This is a genomic window from Stenotrophomonas sp. YJH_SMC_53 (assembly GCF_059369995.1).
In genome coordinates this window covers 63197-80961 of sequence record NZ_JCAFTF010000003.1, presented here as the reverse complement: position 1 = coordinate 80961, position 17765 = coordinate 63197, and the positions used below count along the sequence as shown (strand labels likewise).

Annotated in this window: 18 protein-coding genes and 1 pseudogene; 17 read left to right on the top strand and 2 right to left on the bottom strand. The window is 65.5% G+C overall.

The window, feature by feature from the left end; all coding sequences use genetic code 11:
* Positions 1-137: 137 nt before the first annotated feature.
* The 4 genes and pseudogenes from AC5P7X_RS05580 to AC5P7X_RS05565 form a co-directional block, all read left to right on the top strand.
* A pseudogene (locus tag AC5P7X_RS05580) lies at positions 138-404 on the top strand (RHS repeat-associated core domain-containing protein); the annotation flags it as partial.
* A 390-nt stretch (positions 405-794) separates the two neighbouring features.
* Positions 795-1118: a hypothetical protein gene (locus tag AC5P7X_RS05575; protein WP_206621089.1), complete on the top strand. Its 324-nt coding sequence runs from the start codon at positions 795-797 to the stop codon at positions 1116-1118.
* A gap of 487 nt (positions 1119-1605) precedes the next feature.
* Complete coding sequence (locus tag AC5P7X_RS05570) at positions 1606-1995, top strand: hypothetical protein (protein WP_061479978.1); 390 nt, start codon at positions 1606-1608, stop codon at positions 1993-1995.
* A 151-nt stretch (positions 1996-2146) separates the two neighbouring features.
* Complete coding sequence (locus tag AC5P7X_RS05565; RefSeq protein WP_495214578.1) at positions 2147-2626, top strand: hypothetical protein; 480 nt, start codon at positions 2147-2149, stop codon at positions 2624-2626.
* 19 nt (positions 2627-2645) lie between these two features.
* On the opposite strand, the gene AC5P7X_RS05560 is transcribed toward AC5P7X_RS05565, so the two are convergent.
* Positions 2646-3020, bottom strand: a complete 375-nt coding sequence (locus AC5P7X_RS05560) for a hypothetical protein (RefSeq protein ID WP_164282633.1) — start codon at positions 3018-3020, stop codon at positions 2646-2648.
* A 572-nt stretch (positions 3021-3592) separates the two neighbouring features.
* Here AC5P7X_RS05560 and AC5P7X_RS05555 point away from each other — a divergent pair.
* On the top strand, positions 3593-3922 hold the full coding sequence (locus AC5P7X_RS05555) for a hypothetical protein (RefSeq protein ID WP_495214577.1): 330 nt from the start codon (positions 3593-3595) through the stop codon (positions 3920-3922).
* Here AC5P7X_RS05555 and AC5P7X_RS05550 read toward each other — a convergent pair.
* Positions 3916-4320, bottom strand: a complete 405-nt coding sequence (locus tag AC5P7X_RS05550; RefSeq protein ID WP_065185691.1) for a ribonucleotide reductase subunit alpha — start codon at positions 4318-4320, stop codon at positions 3916-3918. The two genes, AC5P7X_RS05555 and AC5P7X_RS05550, sit on opposite strands and share 7 nt — an antisense overlap.
* 194 nt (positions 4321-4514) lie before the next feature.
* On the opposite strand from AC5P7X_RS05550, the gene moaA reads away from it, so the two are divergent.
* The 12 genes from moaA (at position 4515) to narI (ending at position 17764) form a co-directional block, all read left to right on the top strand.
* Entirely contained in the window at positions 4515-5495 is a 981-nt protein-coding gene (gene moaA / locus AC5P7X_RS05545) for a GTP 3',8-cyclase MoaA (protein ID WP_495214575.1), read from the top strand.
* Positions 5496-5503: 8 nt separating this feature from the next.
* Positions 5504-6499: a bifunctional molybdenum cofactor biosynthesis protein MoaC/MoaB gene (gene moaCB / locus AC5P7X_RS05540; protein ID WP_495214573.1), complete on the top strand. Its 996-nt coding sequence runs from the start codon at positions 5504-5506 to the stop codon at positions 6497-6499.
* Positions 6499-7752: a molybdopterin molybdotransferase MoeA gene (locus tag AC5P7X_RS05535; protein WP_495214572.1), complete on the top strand. Its 1254-nt coding sequence runs from the start codon at positions 6499-6501 to the stop codon at positions 7750-7752. The genes moaCB and AC5P7X_RS05535 overlap by 1 nt, the downstream gene beginning before the upstream one ends.
* A complete protein-coding gene (locus AC5P7X_RS05530) occupies positions 7752-8012 on the top strand; it encodes a MoaD/ThiS family protein (protein WP_005416856.1) in 261 nt (86 codons plus the stop codon). Before AC5P7X_RS05535 ends, AC5P7X_RS05530 begins: the two co-directional genes overlap by 1 nt.
* 3 nt (positions 8013-8015) lie before the next feature.
* Entirely contained in the window at positions 8016-8516 is a 501-nt protein-coding gene (locus tag AC5P7X_RS05525; RefSeq protein ID WP_495214571.1) for a molybdenum cofactor biosynthesis protein MoaE, read from the top strand.
* 36 nt (positions 8517-8552) lie between these two features.
* On the top strand, positions 8553-9095 hold the full coding sequence (gene mobA / locus AC5P7X_RS05520; RefSeq protein WP_053499742.1) for a molybdenum cofactor guanylyltransferase: 543 nt from the start codon (positions 8553-8555) through the stop codon (positions 9093-9095).
* A complete protein-coding gene (locus tag AC5P7X_RS05515; protein ID WP_053499740.1) occupies positions 9092-9457 on the top strand; it encodes a hypothetical protein in 366 nt (121 codons plus the stop codon). Before mobA ends, AC5P7X_RS05515 begins: the two co-directional genes overlap by 4 nt.
* 144 nt (positions 9458-9601) lie before the next feature.
* Positions 9602-11020: a NarK family nitrate/nitrite MFS transporter gene (locus AC5P7X_RS05510; protein WP_053499738.1), complete on the top strand. Its 1419-nt coding sequence runs from the start codon at positions 9602-9604 to the stop codon at positions 11018-11020.
* Between the two features lie 72 nt (positions 11021-11092).
* A complete protein-coding gene (locus AC5P7X_RS05505) occupies positions 11093-14836 on the top strand; it encodes a nitrate reductase subunit alpha (RefSeq protein ID WP_495214570.1) in 3744 nt (1247 codons plus the stop codon).
* Positions 14836-16380 (top strand): nitrate reductase subunit beta, encoded by a 1545-nt coding sequence (gene narH / locus AC5P7X_RS05500; protein ID WP_053499734.1) that lies wholly within the window; start codon positions 14836-14838, stop codon positions 16378-16380. Before AC5P7X_RS05505 ends, narH begins: the two co-directional genes overlap by 1 nt.
* On the top strand, positions 16380-17060 hold the full coding sequence (gene narJ, locus AC5P7X_RS05495; protein WP_005416842.1) for a nitrate reductase molybdenum cofactor assembly chaperone: 681 nt from the start codon (positions 16380-16382) through the stop codon (positions 17058-17060). The genes narH and narJ overlap by 1 nt, the downstream gene beginning before the upstream one ends.
* A complete protein-coding gene (gene narI / locus AC5P7X_RS05490) occupies positions 17057-17764 on the top strand; it encodes a respiratory nitrate reductase subunit gamma (RefSeq protein ID WP_005416840.1) in 708 nt (235 codons plus the stop codon). Before narJ ends, narI begins: the two co-directional genes overlap by 4 nt.
* Position 17765 lies beyond the last annotated feature (1 nt).

The following is a 17765-nucleotide window of genomic DNA, read 5'->3' as shown; positions in this document are numbered from 1 at the left end:
TGTCGGCGCTGCCTCCGATGCTCACGCATCGGGCCAGCGCGTCTGCGCAATAGGTCAGCTAAGCCGAAGTTGCGCTCACTCGATGTCATCCGGGTTGGCCGCGCGTGGCAATCGCTCGGTAGCCCGATGTCCCGGCTTGGAGCAGAAAGAGCGAAGTGTTCGGCAACCAGATTCCGAGTGCCGACCCGGACGGGGATGGTGTGGTAGTCGACTTCGCGCTGCGCTTCCCGGGCCAGCAGGCCACGGATGCGAGTGGGTTGTTCTACAACTACCAGCGCGAGTACGACCCGGCGGTGGGCCGGTACTCGCAGAGTGATCCAATCGGGCTGGAAGGTGGAGTAAACACCTATGCCTATGTTGGATCGATGCCGATTTCCCTAGATGATCCGCATAGGCTTCAGGCAACCTTCGCCGACTGCGTTTCGGAGAGGCGGTGGGACTGGGTCAGGCTTGGCGCTAGCGGGCCGGAAAGTACGTCGACAACTGGTGAAGTCGCATCCGGCGCACGGGTGGCAAATGCTGCTGCCAATTCTGCAGTTGGAAGCACTGGCTCGGGCATCAGCGCCGCTCCCCATGCCACGACGTGGCAGCATGCTGCGGGTTCCCAGGCCGGGCAGGCGATGCAGCAGGCGGCAAACGGACGCTGATTCGGTCCAGTCCAAGCGTCGTGGAGTTCGGCAGGAAGACTTTTGGGGCGGGTGGCCGTGGTGACGACTGTATGGGAGGGGTTCTGTGATATCGGCTCCATGCTCTATTGTGGCTGCAGCGCAGGTGGTGGATGGAGGCGAATGGAAATGAAAGACAAACTGAGAGAAAGAGAGACGCTGTCGCCAACTGGCTTCTATGACCAATACTATGCGGACAGTGGTCTGGATCAGGAAACCGTAGTGGAGCTGCTGGAGCATGTTGCAGACGAGCTTCGTTTGCCCTCCGGGAAGCTCCGTCCTGGAGATCGATTTTCGAAGGAACTGTCGCCTGGTGAAGCTGATGGCTGGGACTCGGGATATGGAGTTTTAGTATTCGAGCTTCAATCGCTCGCGAAAGAACGGGGTATTGCAGTCAATCGGCGGGTGGATTCGCTCGACGACTACCTTCGTATCATGGCGGGTATCTATTGATGAGGTTGATGCGTACCTGAATGGTTGTATGCGTGAGACGTCGCAGTGCGTACTGAGGATCCGAGGATGCCAAAGGTGAGGTGTGCCGCAGCTGTCATGGCCGGTCTGGTTCTGGCCGGCTGTGCAACATTGGGTGGCGATATGATCGTGCGCGTCTCGGGAAGCGTGCCGCCAGGTCAGGGTGACGTTCGCGCTCTGGATTGTGAGCTGAGCATGCTCGGGGAGGGCGAAGGTGTAGCTTCGTCGAAACCGGTTGGAAGCACATTCTCGGTCCCCATGATGGTCGTTGCAGGGCCGGAACCCCAGAGCTACCAATTCGCCGTTGAATGCACGGACGGCCGGAGGTTCGCATCCAAGCCGGTGCTGATCAGTAGTCGGCGCTCCTATGCTCGGGATCTCAACCTTGGGGAGCTTCGGGAGTGGTGAGAGAGAGGAAGGGGCCACCGGGGTCGCACCTCCGTCGTATGCATCTGACGGATTCCAGTGGATGAACGAAGATTTCAACTTGCTCGAATGGTGTGACGCCACGTTGCTGGCCATCAACATTGACAGGAGCAAACCTGGCGTATGCGACGAGGTAAAGGTCCACGTGCGCTGGCCGGACGGCCGGCAGGCAACCGTCTGCTTCTCGGAAGCCTACGGGTGCTCGGCGCTCATGAACTTCGGCGTACTGGGGGAGGAGGGAATAGAGTTCGCCAGGGTCGAGGACGACGAGCCGGGGCTTGCTCATCTTCTTGATCGTTGGAAGGCGGTCGGCTATCCGTTGTCCGGCCTGAAGTGTTTCCGTATCGAGACCACCTCGACCGGAAGCGTAATTCTCATCTACGCCAGGACATGGCGGATCGAGCATCTGCCGATGGCGGGTGCAGTGCCCTGAAGGACATTCCGTGCCCAGATTCCTCACCCCCGACAAGGTCTCCCTCATCCAAGGGAAGCGGCCTGAGAAGACCGAGCGGAGATGTGCTTGGGGTCATGATTTTTGGCCCTGCGGCGACGTTGTCCGCCACACTCTGCAAACTGGGGCCTTGATGATGGTGAGGATCCTGACAGCACTCCTTCTGATTGGAGTCGGACTTGGATTCTCTGGCGGCGCATGGGCTGTAGGAAAGCGGCCCTTCAAGATGATCCAGTTCTGCGTGCATGACCAAGAGGGCGTGAATCGGTTCAAGCAGACCCTCAGCTCTATCGCCAACGACGAAGGAATGCAGTACTTCGATGGCAGCGCTGAATTGGATCGCCAGCTTGCCAGAGCAAAGGTGGACGTGAAGCGCCCTGTCGTCTACGTCGGAGTGAAGCGGGAAGATGGCTCTGGACTGGAGGCGGGGAACTTCGGATTGGATCGCTTCGAGATAGCTATTGGCTTCTCTGAAGGGAAGATTCCCGCCGAGGCACGGTCATTTTCTGTCCGCGTCGAACGCACCTTGGCCGAGCGCTGGAATGTACTCGCGATTCCCTCGGCGAAGGGCGCTACGCCGCTGGCATGTCGGGTGGGAGGCGGTTCTCGTTGAAGTCCGTTGCACATGACATTCACCCTTCGGGCTGCAACCGCCCCACCGCCTGGGCGCACAACGACTGGCAGGCCATGACCAACCCCTCCATCACCCGGTCGCCCACGTACTGCCCGGGTTCGCCGTTCTGCCGGGTGCGCTCCGCCGCCAGCAGCATTTCCAGCACCACCCGCAACCCGCTCAGCGCGCAATCGGCATCGGCGAGGGCCAGGCAGCGACCGGGCAGCTGGTGACGCTCCGGCCAGGGTTGCCCGTCGGCCGCCGCACCGGAGCCGATGCGGTGGAGGTTGGCAATGAAGGTGTTCCTGTCCACTGGCGGCGCGGCTTGTGGCGAACCGTCGTCGCCGGCGGTGCTGCAGTAGGCGTGCAGATGCGGGAAGTCCGACTCGTTCATGGCAAGGCTCCGTGCAGGGCAATCGGTAGCCGCCACCCATAAAAGTGGCGGGCGGTACGTGGTTCGAATCCGGGTTGGTCCCAAGCCGGTGGGCGCGAACGCCCCCACGCACCGCCCGCCATAGCCGGCAGACGGATTGCCAGCCGGCGCCACGGAATGTGGACGCCGACTGGCAAGCGCAATCACTCAGGACCAACTCGGGATTCGAAACCCGGCCACCCTTTTCCGGTGGCACGCCATCTGAGCCCCTGGCGCTGTGCAATGCCAATCAGAAGAGTTGCAAACATCACTCGATTGGAGACGCTTTTGACATTGTCCTACGCTGTTAAGCCCCGCCAGTGCCGGCTGGCGCGGCGGTCCGCCCGCACCGTGCAATCTGCGACAGATGTCGAGGTTGGGGGGCGTTAGGGAACAAAGGGGGAGGGGCGATGACGACAGGCTCTGCGGGGAGCGACCTGTGTCGAGCATGGCCCGCGTCTACAGGCGCCAAAGCGTGACGTGCGACTCGGGTTGACGTTCCCAGCCACCAAGCGCAGGCTTGTTCAGCACGTTTCCTAAACAGAAGGAGACTTATGACCGCCACCGCTTCGCTGCACCCCACCCCCGACACCCAAGGCCGTTCCCGCCTGTGGAGTGTGTTCTGGCTGCAGGGCGTCATTCCCAGCAACATTCTGTGGGCGGTGGCCCTCTGGGCGCTGGCCAACCAGCGCACCCCGCTGCTGCTGGGGGTATTTGCCGTGCTGCTGCTCTATACCGGCTGGATCATCCCGGCGGTCTGGCGGGCGGCGCCCACCGCGCACAGCCCCAACCTGGGCGTGGCGGCGCGCGGGCTGACCGTGGCCTGGGGGCTGAACACCGTGCTGGTGATCTTCTTCCTGACCCTGCAGCTGGTGGCTCAATAGAACTGAACGGGCTCGCCGCCACGGTCGAAGGCGGCGAAGCGGCCGATCTGACCGTCATGGATGGCGTTGACCATCAGCTGCAACGGGCGCGCGGCTTCGTCGCTGTTCGGCGCGAAACCGCCACGGCCATCCAGCGCCGCTACGAACACCAGGTCCCAGTCGATGCCGGTGGTGGTCGATTCGGCCGCCAGCGCCTGGAAGCTGGGCACCTCGGCCGGCAGCTTGTCCACGCACAGCACCGGCGACAGGGTGCCGCCCTCGCGGCGGTCATGACGGTCGCGCTGGTCGCTGGTGGGCGATTCGGGCAGCTCGGCGCGCACGAATACGAACAGCAGGCGTTGCGGTTCAGCCTGCTCGCCGGCGGCGTGCAGCAATTGCTGGAAATCGTTCATCATCATGAGGGTTGTCACACGCCCGCTGCACGGAAAGCCGCATGCTGCCACAACGCCTGCCGCGCGGGGCCGAACGCGATTGATTTAAGTCATGCCGATGGAACTGAAGGCCGCGTACTCTGGCAATCGTTCCAGCAGGCGAGGGTATCCGGGCCGTTCCGGGCACAGGCAAGACGGTGGAGCAACAAGGTGGACCAGCCATGAGCCAACTCACCGACGGTTTCGGACGCAGCTTTCCGTACCTGCGCCTGTCGTTGACCGAAGCCTGCAACTTCCGTTGCAGCTACTGCCTGCCCGAGGGCTACCAGGCCGATGGCCGCCCGCGCTTCCTGCAGGTGGATGAAATCGCGCGCCTGGTGCGTGCGTTTGCCGCGCTGGGCATGAGCAAGATCCGCCTGACCGGTGGCGAGCCCAGCCTGCGCAAGGACCTGGACGAGATCATCGCCACCGTGGCGGCGGTGCCGGGCATCCGCAAGGTGGCCATCACCACCAATGGCACGCTGCTGCCGCGGCGCTTGCCGGGTTGGCACCGGGCCGGGCTGACCGCGCTGAACGTGAGCATGGACAGCCTGCAGCGCGAACGCTTCCACACCATCACCGGCCATGACCGCCTGCCGGAGATCCAGCAGGGCCTGGCGCTGGCGCAGGCGTTGGGCCTGCCGGCGATCAAGCTCAACGCGGTGCTGCTGCGCGGCCTGAACGACGACGAGCTGCCGCAGTGGATGGACTACCTGCGTGACCGCCCCTTCAGCGTGCGCTTCATCGAGCTGATGCGCACCGGCGACAATGAAGCCTATTTCCAGCGCCACCACCTGCGCGCCGATCGGGTGATCGAGCAGCTGCTGGCCGCGGGCTGGCACGAGCGCCCGCGCGCGGCCGATGCCGGCCCGGCGCGCGAGTTCGGCCACCCCGACCATCGCGGCAGCATCGGCATCATCGCGCCGTATTCGCGTGACTTCTGCAAGGGCTGCAACCGCCTGCGGGTGACCGCCAAGGGCGACCTGCGGCTGTGCCTGTTCGGCGAGTTCGGCGTGCCGCTGCGACCGCTGCTGCAGCGCGATGAGGACCACGACGCGCTGCTGGCACGCATCACCACCCAGCTTGGCCTGAAAGCGGCCGGGCATGGACTGCACCAGGGCCAGACCGGGCTGACCCCGCACCTGGCCTCCATCGGAGGATGAGCAACACGATGAGTGGGGAATTGAATGCGGCCTTCCATATGGCCGATGTCCGTGACAAGCGCATCACCCGCCGCCGTGCGGTGGCGGTGGGCGAGTTGCATGCCGGCCCAGTGGCCTATCCGCTGATCGTCGAGCGCCGCCTGCCCAAAGGCGATGCGCTGGTGATGGCCGAGATTGCCGGCCTGCAGGGCGCCAAGATGGCCTCGATGCTGATGCCGCTGTGCCACCCGCTGCCGCTGGAACTGGTGCAGGTGTTCTGCGCGGCGGTGCCGGAGCGGCAGGCGATCCGCGTGTGGTGCGAGTGCGCCAGCGAGGCGCGCACCGGCGTGGAGATGGAGGCACTGGCCGGCGTCAACGCGGCGCTGCTGACCCTGTACGACCTGAGCAAGCCGGTGGAACCGGCGCTGCGCATCGAAGGTATCCGCCTGCTGTTCAAGGAAGGCGGCAAGCGCGGTGTCTGGCTGCACCCGGATGGCATGGACGAGGCCGAGCGCGAGCGGTTCAAGCCGCGTGCGCCGAAGGGGCTGCAGGGCGCGGCCTGCGCGGTGATCACGCTGAGCGATCGCGCCAGCGAAGGCACCTATGAGGATATCTCTGGCCCAACCCTGGTGACCGGGCTGAAGAAGCTGGGGGGCGAGGTGGTAGCCACCGAAGTGCTGCCCGATGGCATCGAGCCGTTGGCGGGCCGCCTGCAGGCCTTGGCCGCCGAGGGCGTGCGCCTGTGCCTGTGTACCGGTGGTACCGGGCTGGGCCCGCGTGACCTGACCCCGGAGGCGCTGCGTTCGTTGAATGCGCGGCCGGTGCATGGCCTGGCGCAGATGGTGCGGGCACTCAGCGCACAGCACACGCCGATGGCCTGGCTGAGCCGCGCCGAGGTGGTGCAGCTGGGCAACATGCTGGTGTTTGCATTGCCGGGCAGCCCGAAGGCGGCGGCGCAGTGCCTGGACATCCTGGCGCCGGTACTGGGCCACGCCTTGGCCATGGCCGATGGCGGTGGCCACTGATGATTGCCTACAGCGAGGCCTTGCAGCACCTGCTGGAGGCGGCCACGCCGCTGCCGGCCGAACGCCTGCCGCTGCACGAGGCCGCGGGCCGCACGCTGGCCCGTGACATCCACAGCGCACAGTCGCTGCCGCCGTTCGACAATTCGGCGATGGACGGCTTCGCGCTGCGCGCCGACGGCGCGACGTTCGAGGCCGGTACCGAATTCGGGGTGCAGGGCTGGCAGGCGGCCGGCGATGCCGGTGCCGAAGGCGGCGAGGGTGCCTGGGAAATCATGACCGGCGCGCGCATGCCGGTTGGGCTGGACACGGTGGTGCCGGTCGAGAATGTGGAGATCCTCGCCAGCGAGGACGGCCGCCCGACCCGCATTGCCCTGAAGGGATTGGTGAAGCCGGGCCAGAACGTGCGCCTGCGCGGCGAGGACGTTAGCGAAGGCGAGCGCGTGCTGCAGGCCGGGCAGGTGCTGGATATCAATGCGCGCACCCTGCTGCATGCCATCGGCGTGGGCGAAGTGGCGGTGGTGGCAAGGCCAAGGGCCGCGGTGATCGCCACCGGCAAGGAACTGGTGACCGAGGCTGCGCAGACGCTGGCATCCGGCCAGATCCGTGACAGCAACCGGCCGTATCTGGTCGGCCGCCTGCAGGCCGCCGGTGCCGAGGTGGTGTGGCAGGGCACGGTGGGCGACGACGTGGCCGCGTTCAATGCGGTGCTGGATGAAGCGCTGGCTGCGGGTGCGCAGCTGTTGATCAGCACCGGCGCGGTGTCGGCCGGTCGCTACGATTTCGTTCCCGATGCGTTGCGTGGCCGGGGTGCGCGCATCGTCTTCCACAAGGTGGCGATCCGCCCGGGCAAGCCGTTGCTGTTTGCGGTGCTGCCCAATGGCGCGCTGTATTTCGGTCTGCCGGGCAACCCGGTCTCGGCGGCCGTGGGCCAGCGTTTCTTCGTCGAGCCGGTGCTGCGCCGCCTGCTGGGGCTGGCGCCGGAGCCGGTGCTGACGCTGCCGCTGCAGGCCGACGTGCGCACGCCGCCGGGCCTGCGTTTCCATGCGCGGGCGCGGGTGGAAGTGGACGCGCAGGGGCGCCTGAGTGCGCGCGTGCTGTCCGGGCAGGAATCATTCCGTTTGATGTCCATGCTGCAGGCCAACGCCTGGGTGGTGTTGGAGTCCGAGGGAGACCTGGCCAGCGCGGGCACCTACGTGCGGGTGCAGGGCTGGGGTCACCACGAACCGGTGCAGCTGGTGAGCCAGGAGTCATGATGAAACAGGTGAATCTGCAGTTGTTCGGTGCGTTTTCCGATCTGGATGCCAGCCGTGAAATCGCGGTGGAGGTGGCCGGTGGCACCGTGGCCGATCTGCGCCAGGCGCTGCGCGAGCTGCTGCCACTGCGTTGGCCGGGTTTCCGTGCCGGCCTGCTGGATTACTCGGCATTCGCCGATCAGCAACGCGTGCTGCGCGACCACGAGGCGCTGCCCGACGATGGCCGGGTGGCGATCCTGCCGCCGGTGAGCGGGGGCTGAGCGATGAGCGAGACGATCATTGCCAAGGTGGTGGACCGCGCGCAGGCGGCGATCGATCCGGCCGAGGGCATCGCGGCGGTCTCCGATCCGGGCTTCGGTGGCATCGATGTGTTCATCGGCAAGGTGCGCGACGTCAACATCGGCCGGCCGGTGACCGGGATCACCTACGACCTGTTCGAGCCGCTGGTGTTGAACGAGTTCAAGCGGTTGGCCGCCGAGGTCGAGGCGACGTTTGGCCCGAAGCTGAAGCTGTATGTGGCCCATGCCAAGGGCCGGCTCGGCATCGGCGATGTGGCGGTGGTGGTGGCCGCCGGCAGCCCGCACCGTGACGAGGCGTTCCGCGCCTGCCGGCAGTTGATCGAGGTGGTGAAGCACCAGTGCCCGATCTGGAAGCAGGAGCATTACGAAGACGGCGACAGCCAGTGGAGCGAGGGCTGCAGCCTCTGCCACGCGGACAGTGAACCCGCCGATGCCCATGACCATGCGCACGATCATCAACATTGATGCCGGCGCAGCCACGCATGGCGTGGCTCTACTGCGATGAGCATCACCGGCATCGTGCTGGCCGGTGGCCTGTCCACCCGGATGGGCCGCGACAAGGCGCTGCTGCCGTGGCAGGGGCGCACGCTGCTGGAACACATGCGGGGCCTGTTGATGCAGGCTGGCGCACGCGAGGTCTGGGTCAGCGGAAATTACCCGGCGTTCGGCGGCATACCGGACCGCGTGGCACGTTGCGGGCCGCTGGGCGGGCTCTACAGCGTGGCGATGCGCATGCCCGATGGCCCGGCCTGGGTGGTGCCGGTGGATACACCGCTGCTGCCGCCGCGATTGCTACAGCAATTGCGTGACGGCCATCGCGGTCCATGCACGATCTTTGCGGGCCACCCCCTGCCCATGCTGGTGGATATAGACGATGCTTGCCGCAACGTACTTGGATCGATGCTGGATGACCCGGACGGCCCGCGCTCGCTGCAGGCCCTGCAGCGCCGTCTTGGCGTGAATTCCGTGGCCCTGGCGCCGATTGACGAGGCCGGGCTGGTCAACTGCAATACCCCCGAACAATGGGAGGATGTTGCGTCATGAAAGTGCAGTTGCAGGACCAATCGGTACGGCTTCGCCTGGACGAGGCCGAACTGGCGCGCCTGCTGGCCGGTGAATCGGTCGAGAACATGACCCGCTTCGGCGGTATCGAGGGTTGGGGCATGGCGGTGTCGCTGCATGGCGGCGAGCGGCCGGTGCTGCTCGATGGTGGCACCTTCTGCCGCCTGGTGCTGCCGCGCCCGGCGGTTGAGGCCTTGGCGGCGCGGCTGCCGTGCCGGGATGGCCTGCCATTCGACATTGCCCTGGAAGATGGCAGCCGGCTTCAGCTGCAGTTCGATGTGGACGTGCGCGACAGCGTGCGCCAGCGCGGAGTCACGCGCCGCAATACCGCTTCATCGGTTTGACATTTGTCAGGGGCAGGGTGAAAACCGGCCCCTGATTGATCCAGATCAACCCCGTCGTAGTTGCCGCACGGCCTAATGGCTGCACGACGACGGGTCACAACTTGAAAGCAATACCCACGTCATTCCACAGCCTTGGAGCCATGTATGACCGTCGGTAGCGATCCTGTTGTCCGCAGCACTGCCCGTCCGGGTCGCGTCATCAGCGACTGGACGCCGGAGGACCCCGGCTATTGGGAGCGCACCGGCAAGCGGGTTGCCACCCGCAACCTGGTCATCTCGATCCCCTCGCTGCTGCTGGCCTTCTCGGTCTGGGTGCTGTTCTCGGCGGTGTCGATCAGCCTGCCGAAGATCGGCTTCAACTTCAGCACCGACCAGCTGTTCTGGCTGGTGGCGCTGCCCAGCCTGTCCGGCGCGACCCTGCGCATCTTCTATTCGTTCGTGATCCCGATCTTCGGCGGCCGCCGCTGGACCGCGCTGTCGACCGCCTCGCTGCTGGCGCCGACGCTCTGGCTCGGCTTTGCGGTGCAGGACCCGGCCACGCCGTACTGGGTGTTCGTGGCCATCGCGATCCTGTGCGGCTTCGGTGGCGCGAACTTCTCATCGTCGATGTCCAACATCTCCTTCTTCTATCCCAAGCAGAAGCAGGGCCTGGCGCTGGGCCTGAACGCTGGCCTGGGCAATGTGGGCGTGTCGGTGGCGCAGGCGGTGATCCCGCTGGTCATCACTGTAGGCGTGTTCGGTGCGCTGGGTGGTGCACCGCAGCCCACGGTGGAGGGTGGGGCACCGCTGTTCCTGCAGAACGCCGGCTTCATCTGGGTGCCGGCCATCGCGCTGTGCGCCATCGCGGCCTGGTTCGGCATGAACGACCTGACCAGCGCCCGCTCGTCGTTCTCCGAGCAGGCGGTGATCTTCCGCCGCAAGCACAACTGGCTGATGTGCTGGTTGTACATCGGTACCTTCGGTTCCTACATCGGTTTCTCGGCCGGCTTCCCGATGCTGGTGAAGAGCCAGTTCCCGGACGTGAACCCGCTGGCCTACGCCTTCATCGGCCCGCTGCTGGGCGCACTGATGCGCTCGGTGGGTGGCAGCATGGCCGACCGCTGGGGTGGCGCACGCCTGACCTTCTGGGTGTTCGCGCTGATGATCGCCGCGGTGTTCGGTGTGTTGCACTTCCTGCCCAGCGATGGCCAGGGCGGCAACTTCCATGGCTTCCTGCTCAGCTTCATGGCGCTGTTCGTGCTCAGTGGCATCGGCAACGGCACGACCTTCCGCATGATCCCGGTGATCTTCCGCACGCTGCATGAGCGCTGGTCGGCCAACGACAATGCCGAGGGCAAGGCTACCGCCGCGCACCAGGCCAGCATCGAGTCGGCTGCGGTGGTCGGCTTTTCCGGTGCGATTGGCGCCTACGGCGGTTTCTTCATTCCCAAGAGCTACGGCTCGTCCATTACGTTGACCGGCAGCCCCGACATGGCGCTGTACGGATTCGTTGTTTTCTATGTCACCTGCCTGGCCGTGACCTGGTGGTGGTACTACCGGCGCGGTGCCGAGACACCCTGCTGACGACATGAAAACGCACCGCAGCCAGATGACACACACAGCCACGATGCCGATGTCCGCAAAGGGAGATCCCCGATGAGTTATTTCCTCGATCGCTTGCAGTTCTTCAAGCGTGACCCCCAGACCTTTGCCGATGGCCATGGATTTGCCAAGAGCGAGGGCCGCGACTGGGAAAACAGTTACCGCGCCCGCTGGCAGTACGACAAGATCGTGCGATCCACCCATGGGGTGAACTGCACCGGCTCCTGCAGCTGGAAGATCTACGTCAAGAACGGCCTGGTCACCTGGGAAACCCAGCAGACCGATTACCCGCGCACGCGTCCGGACCTGCCCAACCATGAACCGCGTGGCTGCCCGCGTGGCGCCAGCTACTCCTGGTACCTGTACAGCGCCAACCGGCTGAAGTACCCGCTGATCCGCGGCACGCTGCTGCGCCTGTGGCGCGAAGCGCGCAGGAGCAAGGCCCCGGTCGATGCCTGGGCCAGCATTGTTGAAGACAAGGAGAAGGCGCGTTCGTACAAGACCCGCCGCGGCATGGGCGGCTTCGTGCGCCTGCAGTGGGAAGAGGCCAACGAGATCATCGCCGCTTCCAATCTGTACACGGTGAAGCAGTACGGCCCGGACCGCGTGGTCGGCTTCTCGCCGATTCCGGCGATGTCGATGGTGTCCTACGCCGCCGGCGCGCGCTACCTGTCGCTGCTGGGCGGCGCCTGCCTGTCGTTCTACGACTGGTACTGCGATCTGCCGCCGGCCTCGCCGCAGATCTGGGGCGAGCAGACCGACGTGCCCGAATCGGCCGACTGGTACAACAGCCGCTACATCATCGCCTGGGGCTCGAACGTGCCGCAGACGCGTACGCCCGATGCGCACTTCTTCACCGAAGCGCGCTACAACGGCACCAAGACGGTGGCGATCTGCCCGGACTATTCCGAGCTGGCCAAGCTGACCGACCACTGGCTGCACCCCAAGCAGGGCACCGACGCTGCGCTGGCGTTTGCGTTCGGCCATGTGATCCTGCGTGAGTTCCATGTCGATTCGCCCTCGCAGTATTTCCAGGACTACTGCCGCCAGTACTCGGACATGCCGATGCTGGTGCGCCTGGAGCGCCGCGACGATGGCCGCCTGGTGGCGGGCCGCTTCCTGCGCGCCAGTGAGCTGGGCGGGCTGGGTGAAGCCAACAACCCGGACTGGAAGACCCTGGCCTACGACGAGAACAGCGGCCAGATCGTGGTGCCCAATGGCTCGATCGGTTTCCGCTGGGGTGAAAAGGGCCGCTGGAACATCGAAGAGAAGGCCAGCAATGGCGCCGACACGCGCCTGCGCCTGAGCTTGTCCGACGCCAACGACGGCGTCGAGGCGGTGAGCTTCCCGTACTTCGGTGGCATTGAAAGCGACGGCTGGACCGCCGCACCGGCCGAAGACGTACTGGACCGCAACATTCCGGTGCGCCGCCTGGCCACGGTCGACGGCGGCGAGACGCTGGTGGCCACGGTCTACGATCTGCTGCTGGCCCAGTACGGCGTGGACCGTGGCTTTGGCGGCGGCAACGTGGCATCGAGCTTCGATGACAGGGTGCCGGGCACGCCGGCGTGGCAGGAGCGCATCACCGGCGTGTCGCGCGCCGAGGTGATCGAGATCGCCCGCGAGTTCGCGCGTACCGCCGACAAGACCCACGGCCGCTCGATGATCATCGTCGGCGCGGGCATGAACCACTGGTTCCACAACGACATGAACTACCGCGGCCTGATCAACATGCTGATCATGTGTGGTTGCGTGGGCCAGACCGGCGGCGGCTGGGCGCATTACGTGGGCCAGGAGAAGCTGCGCCCGCAGACCGGCTGGCAGCCGCTCGCGTTCGGCCTGGACTGGAGCAAGCCGCCGCGCCACATGAACGGCACCTCGTTCTTCTATTTCAACACCGGGCAGTGGCGTTACGAGAAGCTGCAGGTGGACGAGCTGCTGTCGCCGCTGGCCGATGCCCGCAAGTACAGCGGCAGCCTGGCTGACCTGAACCTGCGCGCGGTGCGCATGGGCTGGCTGCCGAGCACCCCGCAGCTGGACCGCAACCCGCTGCAGCTGGTGCGCGAGGCCGAAGCGGCCGGCGTGGCCCCGGCGGACTACGCGCTGGGCAAGTTCAAGGATGGCTCGCTGGACTTCGCCTTCGCCGACCCGGACGCCAGCCAGAACCACCCGCGCATGATGTTCATCTGGCGCTCGAACCTGCTCGGTTCCTCGGGCAAGGGCCACGAGTACATGCTGCGGCACCTGCTGGGTACGCGCCACGGGCTGCAGGGCAAGGACCTGGGCGAAATGGGCGCAGTGAAGCCGCAGGAGGTGAAGTGGCGCGACGACGCGCCGGAAGGCAAGCTGGACCTGCTGGTCACGCTCGACTTCCGCATGTGCACCACCGCGCTGTACTCGGACATCGTGCTGCCGACGGCAACCTGGTACGAGAAGGACGACCTCAACACCTCGGACATGCACCCGTTCATCCACCCGTTGTCCAAGGCGGTGGACCCTGCGTGGGAATCGCGCAGCGACTGGGACATCTTCAAGGAGGTGGCCCGCACCGTGAGCGAGATGGCGCCGGGCGTGCTGGGCGTGGAGAAGGACCTGGTGCTGGTGCCGACCCTGCACGACACCCCCAACGAGCTGGGCATGCCGTTCGGCGTGGCCGACTGGAAGAAGGGCGAGTGCGAGGCCATTCCGGGCCAGACCATGCCGTCGATGACGGTGGTGGAGCGTGACTACCCGAACCTGTACCGCAAGTTCACCTCGCTCGGCCCACTGCTGGACACGCAGGGCAACGGCGGCAAGGGCATGAGCTGGGACACGAAGCACGAGGTCGAGTTCCTCGGCAAGTTGAACCACACCGTGCACGAAGAAGGCATAAGCCAGGGGCGCCCGGCCATCTCGACCGCGATCGACGCGGCCGAAGTAATCCTGCACCTGGCGCCGGAAACCAACGGCCACGTGGCGGTAAAGGCCTGGGAATCGCTGGGCACCTTCACCGGTCGCGAGCATACGCATCTGGCGGTGGGCAAGGAGCACGAGGCGATCCGCTTCCGTGACATCCAGGCGCAGCCGCGCAAGATCATCTCTTCGCCGATCTGGTCGGGACTGGAAGACGACAACGTCAGCTACAACGCCGGCTATACCAACGTGCACGAGCTGATTCCGTGGCGCACGGTGACCGGTCGCCAGCAGTTCTACCAGGACCACGAATGGATGATCGACTTCGGCGAGGCCTTCATGAGCTATCGCCCGCCCGTCAACACGCGCACGGTGGAGCCGCTGCTGAACCAGCGCCCGAACGGCAACAAGGAGATCGTGCTGAACTGGATCACCCCGCACCAGAAGTGGGGCATCCACAGCACCTACAGCGACAACCTGATCATGCAGACGCTGTCGCGCGGTGGTCCGATCGTGTGGATCAGCGAGGACGACGCGCGCAGTGCCGGCATCGTCGACAACGACTGGATCGAGCTGTTCAACGTCAACGGTGCGATCGCCGCGCGTGCGGTGGTCAGCCAGCGCGTGATGCCGGGCATGGCGATGATGTACCACGCGCAGGAACGCATCATCAACGTGCCGGGCTCGGAGATTTCCGGCACCCGCGGCGGCATCCACAACTCGGTGACCCGCATCGTGCTCAAGCCGACCCACATGATCGGCGGCTACGCTCAGCTGGCCTATGGCTTCAACTACTACGGCACCTGCGGAACCAACCGCGACGAGTTCGTGATCGTGCGAAAGATGGACAAGATCGATTGGCTGGACGATGAGGCAGTACCTGCAGCTGTAAAGGAGGTGGTGTGATGAAGGTCCGTGCACAGATCGCGATGGTGCTGAACCTGGACAAGTGCATCGGCTGCCATACCTGCTCGATCACCTGCAAGAACGTCTGGACCTCGCGCGAGGGCGTCGAGTACGCCTGGTTCAACAACGTGGAAACCAAGCCGGGCATCGGCTACCCGAAGGAATGGGAGAACCAGGACAAGTGGAACGGCGGCTGGGTGCGCACCCGCGCCGGCAAGCTGGTGCCACGCGCGGGTGGCCGCTGGCGCATGCTGGCCAAGATCTTCGCCAACCCGGACCTGCCGCAGATCGACGACTACTACGAGCCGTTCGATTTCGACTACCAGAACCTGCACACCGCCAAGGACAGCCAGCACCAGCCGACCGCACGCCCGCGTTCGCTGATCAGTGGCGAGCGCATGCAGAAGATCGAGTGGGGCCCGAACTGGGAGGAGATCCTCGGTTCGGAGTTCAGCAAGCGCTCACGCGACTACAACTTCGACCAAGTGCAGAAGGAGATCTACGGCGCCTTCGAAAAGACCTTCATGATGTACCTGCCGCGCCTGTGCGAGCACTGCCTGAACCCGGCGTGCGTCTCGGCGTGCCCCTCGGGCGCGATCTACAAGCGCGAGGAAGACGGCATCGTGCTGATCGACCAGGACAAGTGCCGCGGCTGGCGCATGTGCGTGTCGGCGTGCCCGTACAAGAAGATCTACTACAACTGGAAGAGCGGCAAGTCGGAGAAGTGCATCTTCTGCTACCCGCGCATCGAGATGGGTGAGCCAACCGTGTGCTCGGAAACCTGCGTGGGCCGCATCCGCTACCTGGGCGTGATGCTGTACGACGCCGACCGCATCGCCGAGGCCGCTTCGGTAGCCGCCGAGAAGGACCTGTACCAGGCCCACCTGGACATCTTCCTGGACCCGAACGATCCGGCAGTGATCGCCGCCGCGCGCAAGGAAGGCATCCCGGACAGCTGGCTGGATGCGGCCAAGCAGTCGCCGGTGTACAAGCTGGCGATCGACTGGAAGCTGGCGCTGCCGCTGCACCCGGAATACCGCACGCTGCCGATGGTCTGGTATGTGCCGCCGCTGTCGCCGATCCAGTCCGCCGCCGAGCGTGGCCGCGTGGGCATGAGCGGCGAGCTGCCGGACGTGGCGTCGCTGCGCATCCCGATGCGCTATTTGGCCAACCTGCTGACGGCCGGTGACGAGGCGCCGGTGGTACGCGCGCTGGAGCGGCTGATGGCGATGCGTGCCTGGCGCCGGGCCAAGAACGTGGACGGCGTGGAAGACACCGCGGTGCTGGAACAGACCGGGCTGAGCATCGCCCAGGTGGAAGAGATGTACCGCTATCTGGCCATTGCCAACTACGAGGACCGTTTCGTGATTCCGACCGGCCACCGCGAGTATGCCAACGACGCCTTCGGTGAGCGCGGCGGCTGCGGCTTCACCTTCGGAAACGGTTGCAATGGTGACAGCCCGGCGGACCTGTTCGGGCAGCGCAAGACCACCACCTTCGTGGTGGACAAGGGCCCGAACCAGCGCCGCAAGGAGGTGGTGTGATGAGCGTGCTCAAGCTGGTCGGGGTGTTGCTGGACTACCCCCGCGAGGAACTGTGGGAGCACGGCGAGGAGCTGCTCGCCGCCTGTGACGACCCGGCGCTGAACCCCGCCCGCCGCCAGCAGCTGCGCAGCTTCGTGCAGCAGCTGCTGGCCACCGACGCGCTGGATGCACAGGCGGCGTGGCTGGCCAGTTTCGACCGCGGCCGTTCGATGAGCCTGTTGCTTTTCGAACACATCCATGGCGAGTCGCGCGACCGCGGCCAGGCCATGGTCGATCTGGTCGAAACCTACCGCCGCAACGGCTTCGAACTGGATGCCCGCGAGCTGCCGGATTACCTGCCGTTGCTGCTGGAGTTCCTGGCCCACCGCCCCGGTAGCGAGGCCCGCGAGTGGCTGCACCACATCGGCCATATCGCCGGGATGCTGGCCGCGCGTGCCGCCGAGCGTGAGCTGCCGCACCGGGTGCTGTTCGAGATCCTGGTCGAAGCCGGTGACGGCAAGGCCGATCTGCAGGCGCTGCGCCAGCGTGCCAGCGAGGAAGTCCGCGACGATACCGCCGAGGCCATGGACCGCTTGTGGGAGGAGGAGGCGGTGCGCTTCGGCGCCGAAGCCCCTGCCGAAGACTGCAAGCCGCCCGTGCGTTCGCCGGCCCGTCCTTCGCATCGTGAGGTCCAGCCATGAGTTACTCCCTGCATCAATTCGCCTTCCAGTACTACCCGTACATCGCCGTGGCAGTGCTGCTGATCGGCAGCTGGGCCCGCTATGACAAGGCCATGTACACCTGGCGCACCGGCTCCAGTCAGATGCTGTCGGACAAGGGCATGCGGCTCGGCAGCAACTGCTTCCACATCGGCATCCTGGCCATTCTCGGCGGCCACCTGGTCGGGCTGCTGACGCCGCACGCGGTGTACGAGCACTTCATCACCTCCTCGCAGAAGCAGATGCTGGCGATGGTGGTCGGTGGTGTGTTCGGCGCACTGTGCTTCATCGGTATCAGCATCCTGCTGGTACGCCGCCTGTTCAATGCGCGTGTTCGGGCTACCGGCAGCTTCGGTGACACCCTGGTGCTGGTGCTGCTGTTCGCGCAGCTGTGCCTGGGCCTGTACAGCATCCGCGTCTCGTCCGGTCACCTGGACGGCGGGGTGATGGTGCAGCTGGCCGAGTGGGCGCAGCACATCGTGACCTTCCGTGCCGGTGCCGCTGATTACATCGAGGGCGTCAGCTGGGTCTACAAGATGCATATCTTCCTGGGCCTGACCCTGTTCCTGATCGCGCCGTTCACCCGCCTGGTGCACGTATGGAGCATTCCGATCAGTTACCTGTGGCGGCCCTACCAGGTGGTGCGCCGCCGTCAGGCCACGCTGCGCTATGGGCCGCGGGAGTAAT

Excerpts from the sequence above, each read along its gene's own strand:
- AC5P7X_RS05575 (WP_206621089.1), top strand. The coding sequence starts at position 795 with ATGAAAGACAAACTGAGAGAAAGAGAGACGCTGTCGCCAACTGGCTTC.
- AC5P7X_RS05570 (WP_061479978.1), top strand. The coding sequence starts at position 1,606 with ATGAACGAAGATTTCAACTTGCTCGAATGGTGTGACGCCACGTTGCTG.
- AC5P7X_RS05565 (WP_495214578.1), top strand. The coding sequence starts at position 2,147 with ATGATGGTGAGGATCCTGACAGCACTCCTTCTGATTGGAGTCGGACTT.
- AC5P7X_RS05560 (WP_164282633.1), bottom strand. The coding sequence starts at position 3,020 with ATGAACGAGTCGGACTTCCCGCATCTGCACGCCTACTGCAGCACCGCC.
- AC5P7X_RS05555 (WP_495214577.1), top strand. The coding sequence starts at position 3,593 with ATGACCGCCACCGCTTCGCTGCACCCCACCCCCGACACCCAAGGCCGT.
- AC5P7X_RS05550 (WP_065185691.1), bottom strand. The coding sequence starts at position 4,320 with ATGATGATGAACGATTTCCAGCAATTGCTGCACGCCGCCGGCGAGCAG.
- moaA (WP_495214575.1), top strand. The coding sequence starts at position 4,515 with ATGAGCCAACTCACCGACGGTTTCGGACGCAGCTTTCCGTACCTGCGC.
- moaCB (WP_495214573.1), top strand. The coding sequence starts at position 5,504 with ATGAGTGGGGAATTGAATGCGGCCTTCCATATGGCCGATGTCCGTGAC.
- AC5P7X_RS05535 (WP_495214572.1), top strand. The coding sequence starts at position 6,499 with ATGATTGCCTACAGCGAGGCCTTGCAGCACCTGCTGGAGGCGGCCACG.
- AC5P7X_RS05530 (WP_005416856.1), top strand. The coding sequence starts at position 7,752 with ATGAAACAGGTGAATCTGCAGTTGTTCGGTGCGTTTTCCGATCTGGAT.
- AC5P7X_RS05525 (WP_495214571.1), top strand. The coding sequence starts at position 8,016 with ATGAGCGAGACGATCATTGCCAAGGTGGTGGACCGCGCGCAGGCGGCG.
- mobA (WP_053499742.1), top strand. The coding sequence starts at position 8,553 with ATGAGCATCACCGGCATCGTGCTGGCCGGTGGCCTGTCCACCCGGATG.
- AC5P7X_RS05515 (WP_053499740.1), top strand. The coding sequence starts at position 9,092 with ATGAAAGTGCAGTTGCAGGACCAATCGGTACGGCTTCGCCTGGACGAG.
- AC5P7X_RS05510 (WP_053499738.1), top strand. The coding sequence starts at position 9,602 with ATGACCGTCGGTAGCGATCCTGTTGTCCGCAGCACTGCCCGTCCGGGT.
- AC5P7X_RS05505 (WP_495214570.1), top strand. The coding sequence starts at position 11,093 with ATGAGTTATTTCCTCGATCGCTTGCAGTTCTTCAAGCGTGACCCCCAG.
- narH (WP_053499734.1), top strand. The coding sequence starts at position 14,836 with ATGAAGGTCCGTGCACAGATCGCGATGGTGCTGAACCTGGACAAGTGC.
- narJ (WP_005416842.1), top strand. The coding sequence starts at position 16,380 with ATGAGCGTGCTCAAGCTGGTCGGGGTGTTGCTGGACTACCCCCGCGAG.
- narI (WP_005416840.1), top strand. The coding sequence starts at position 17,057 with ATGAGTTACTCCCTGCATCAATTCGCCTTCCAGTACTACCCGTACATC.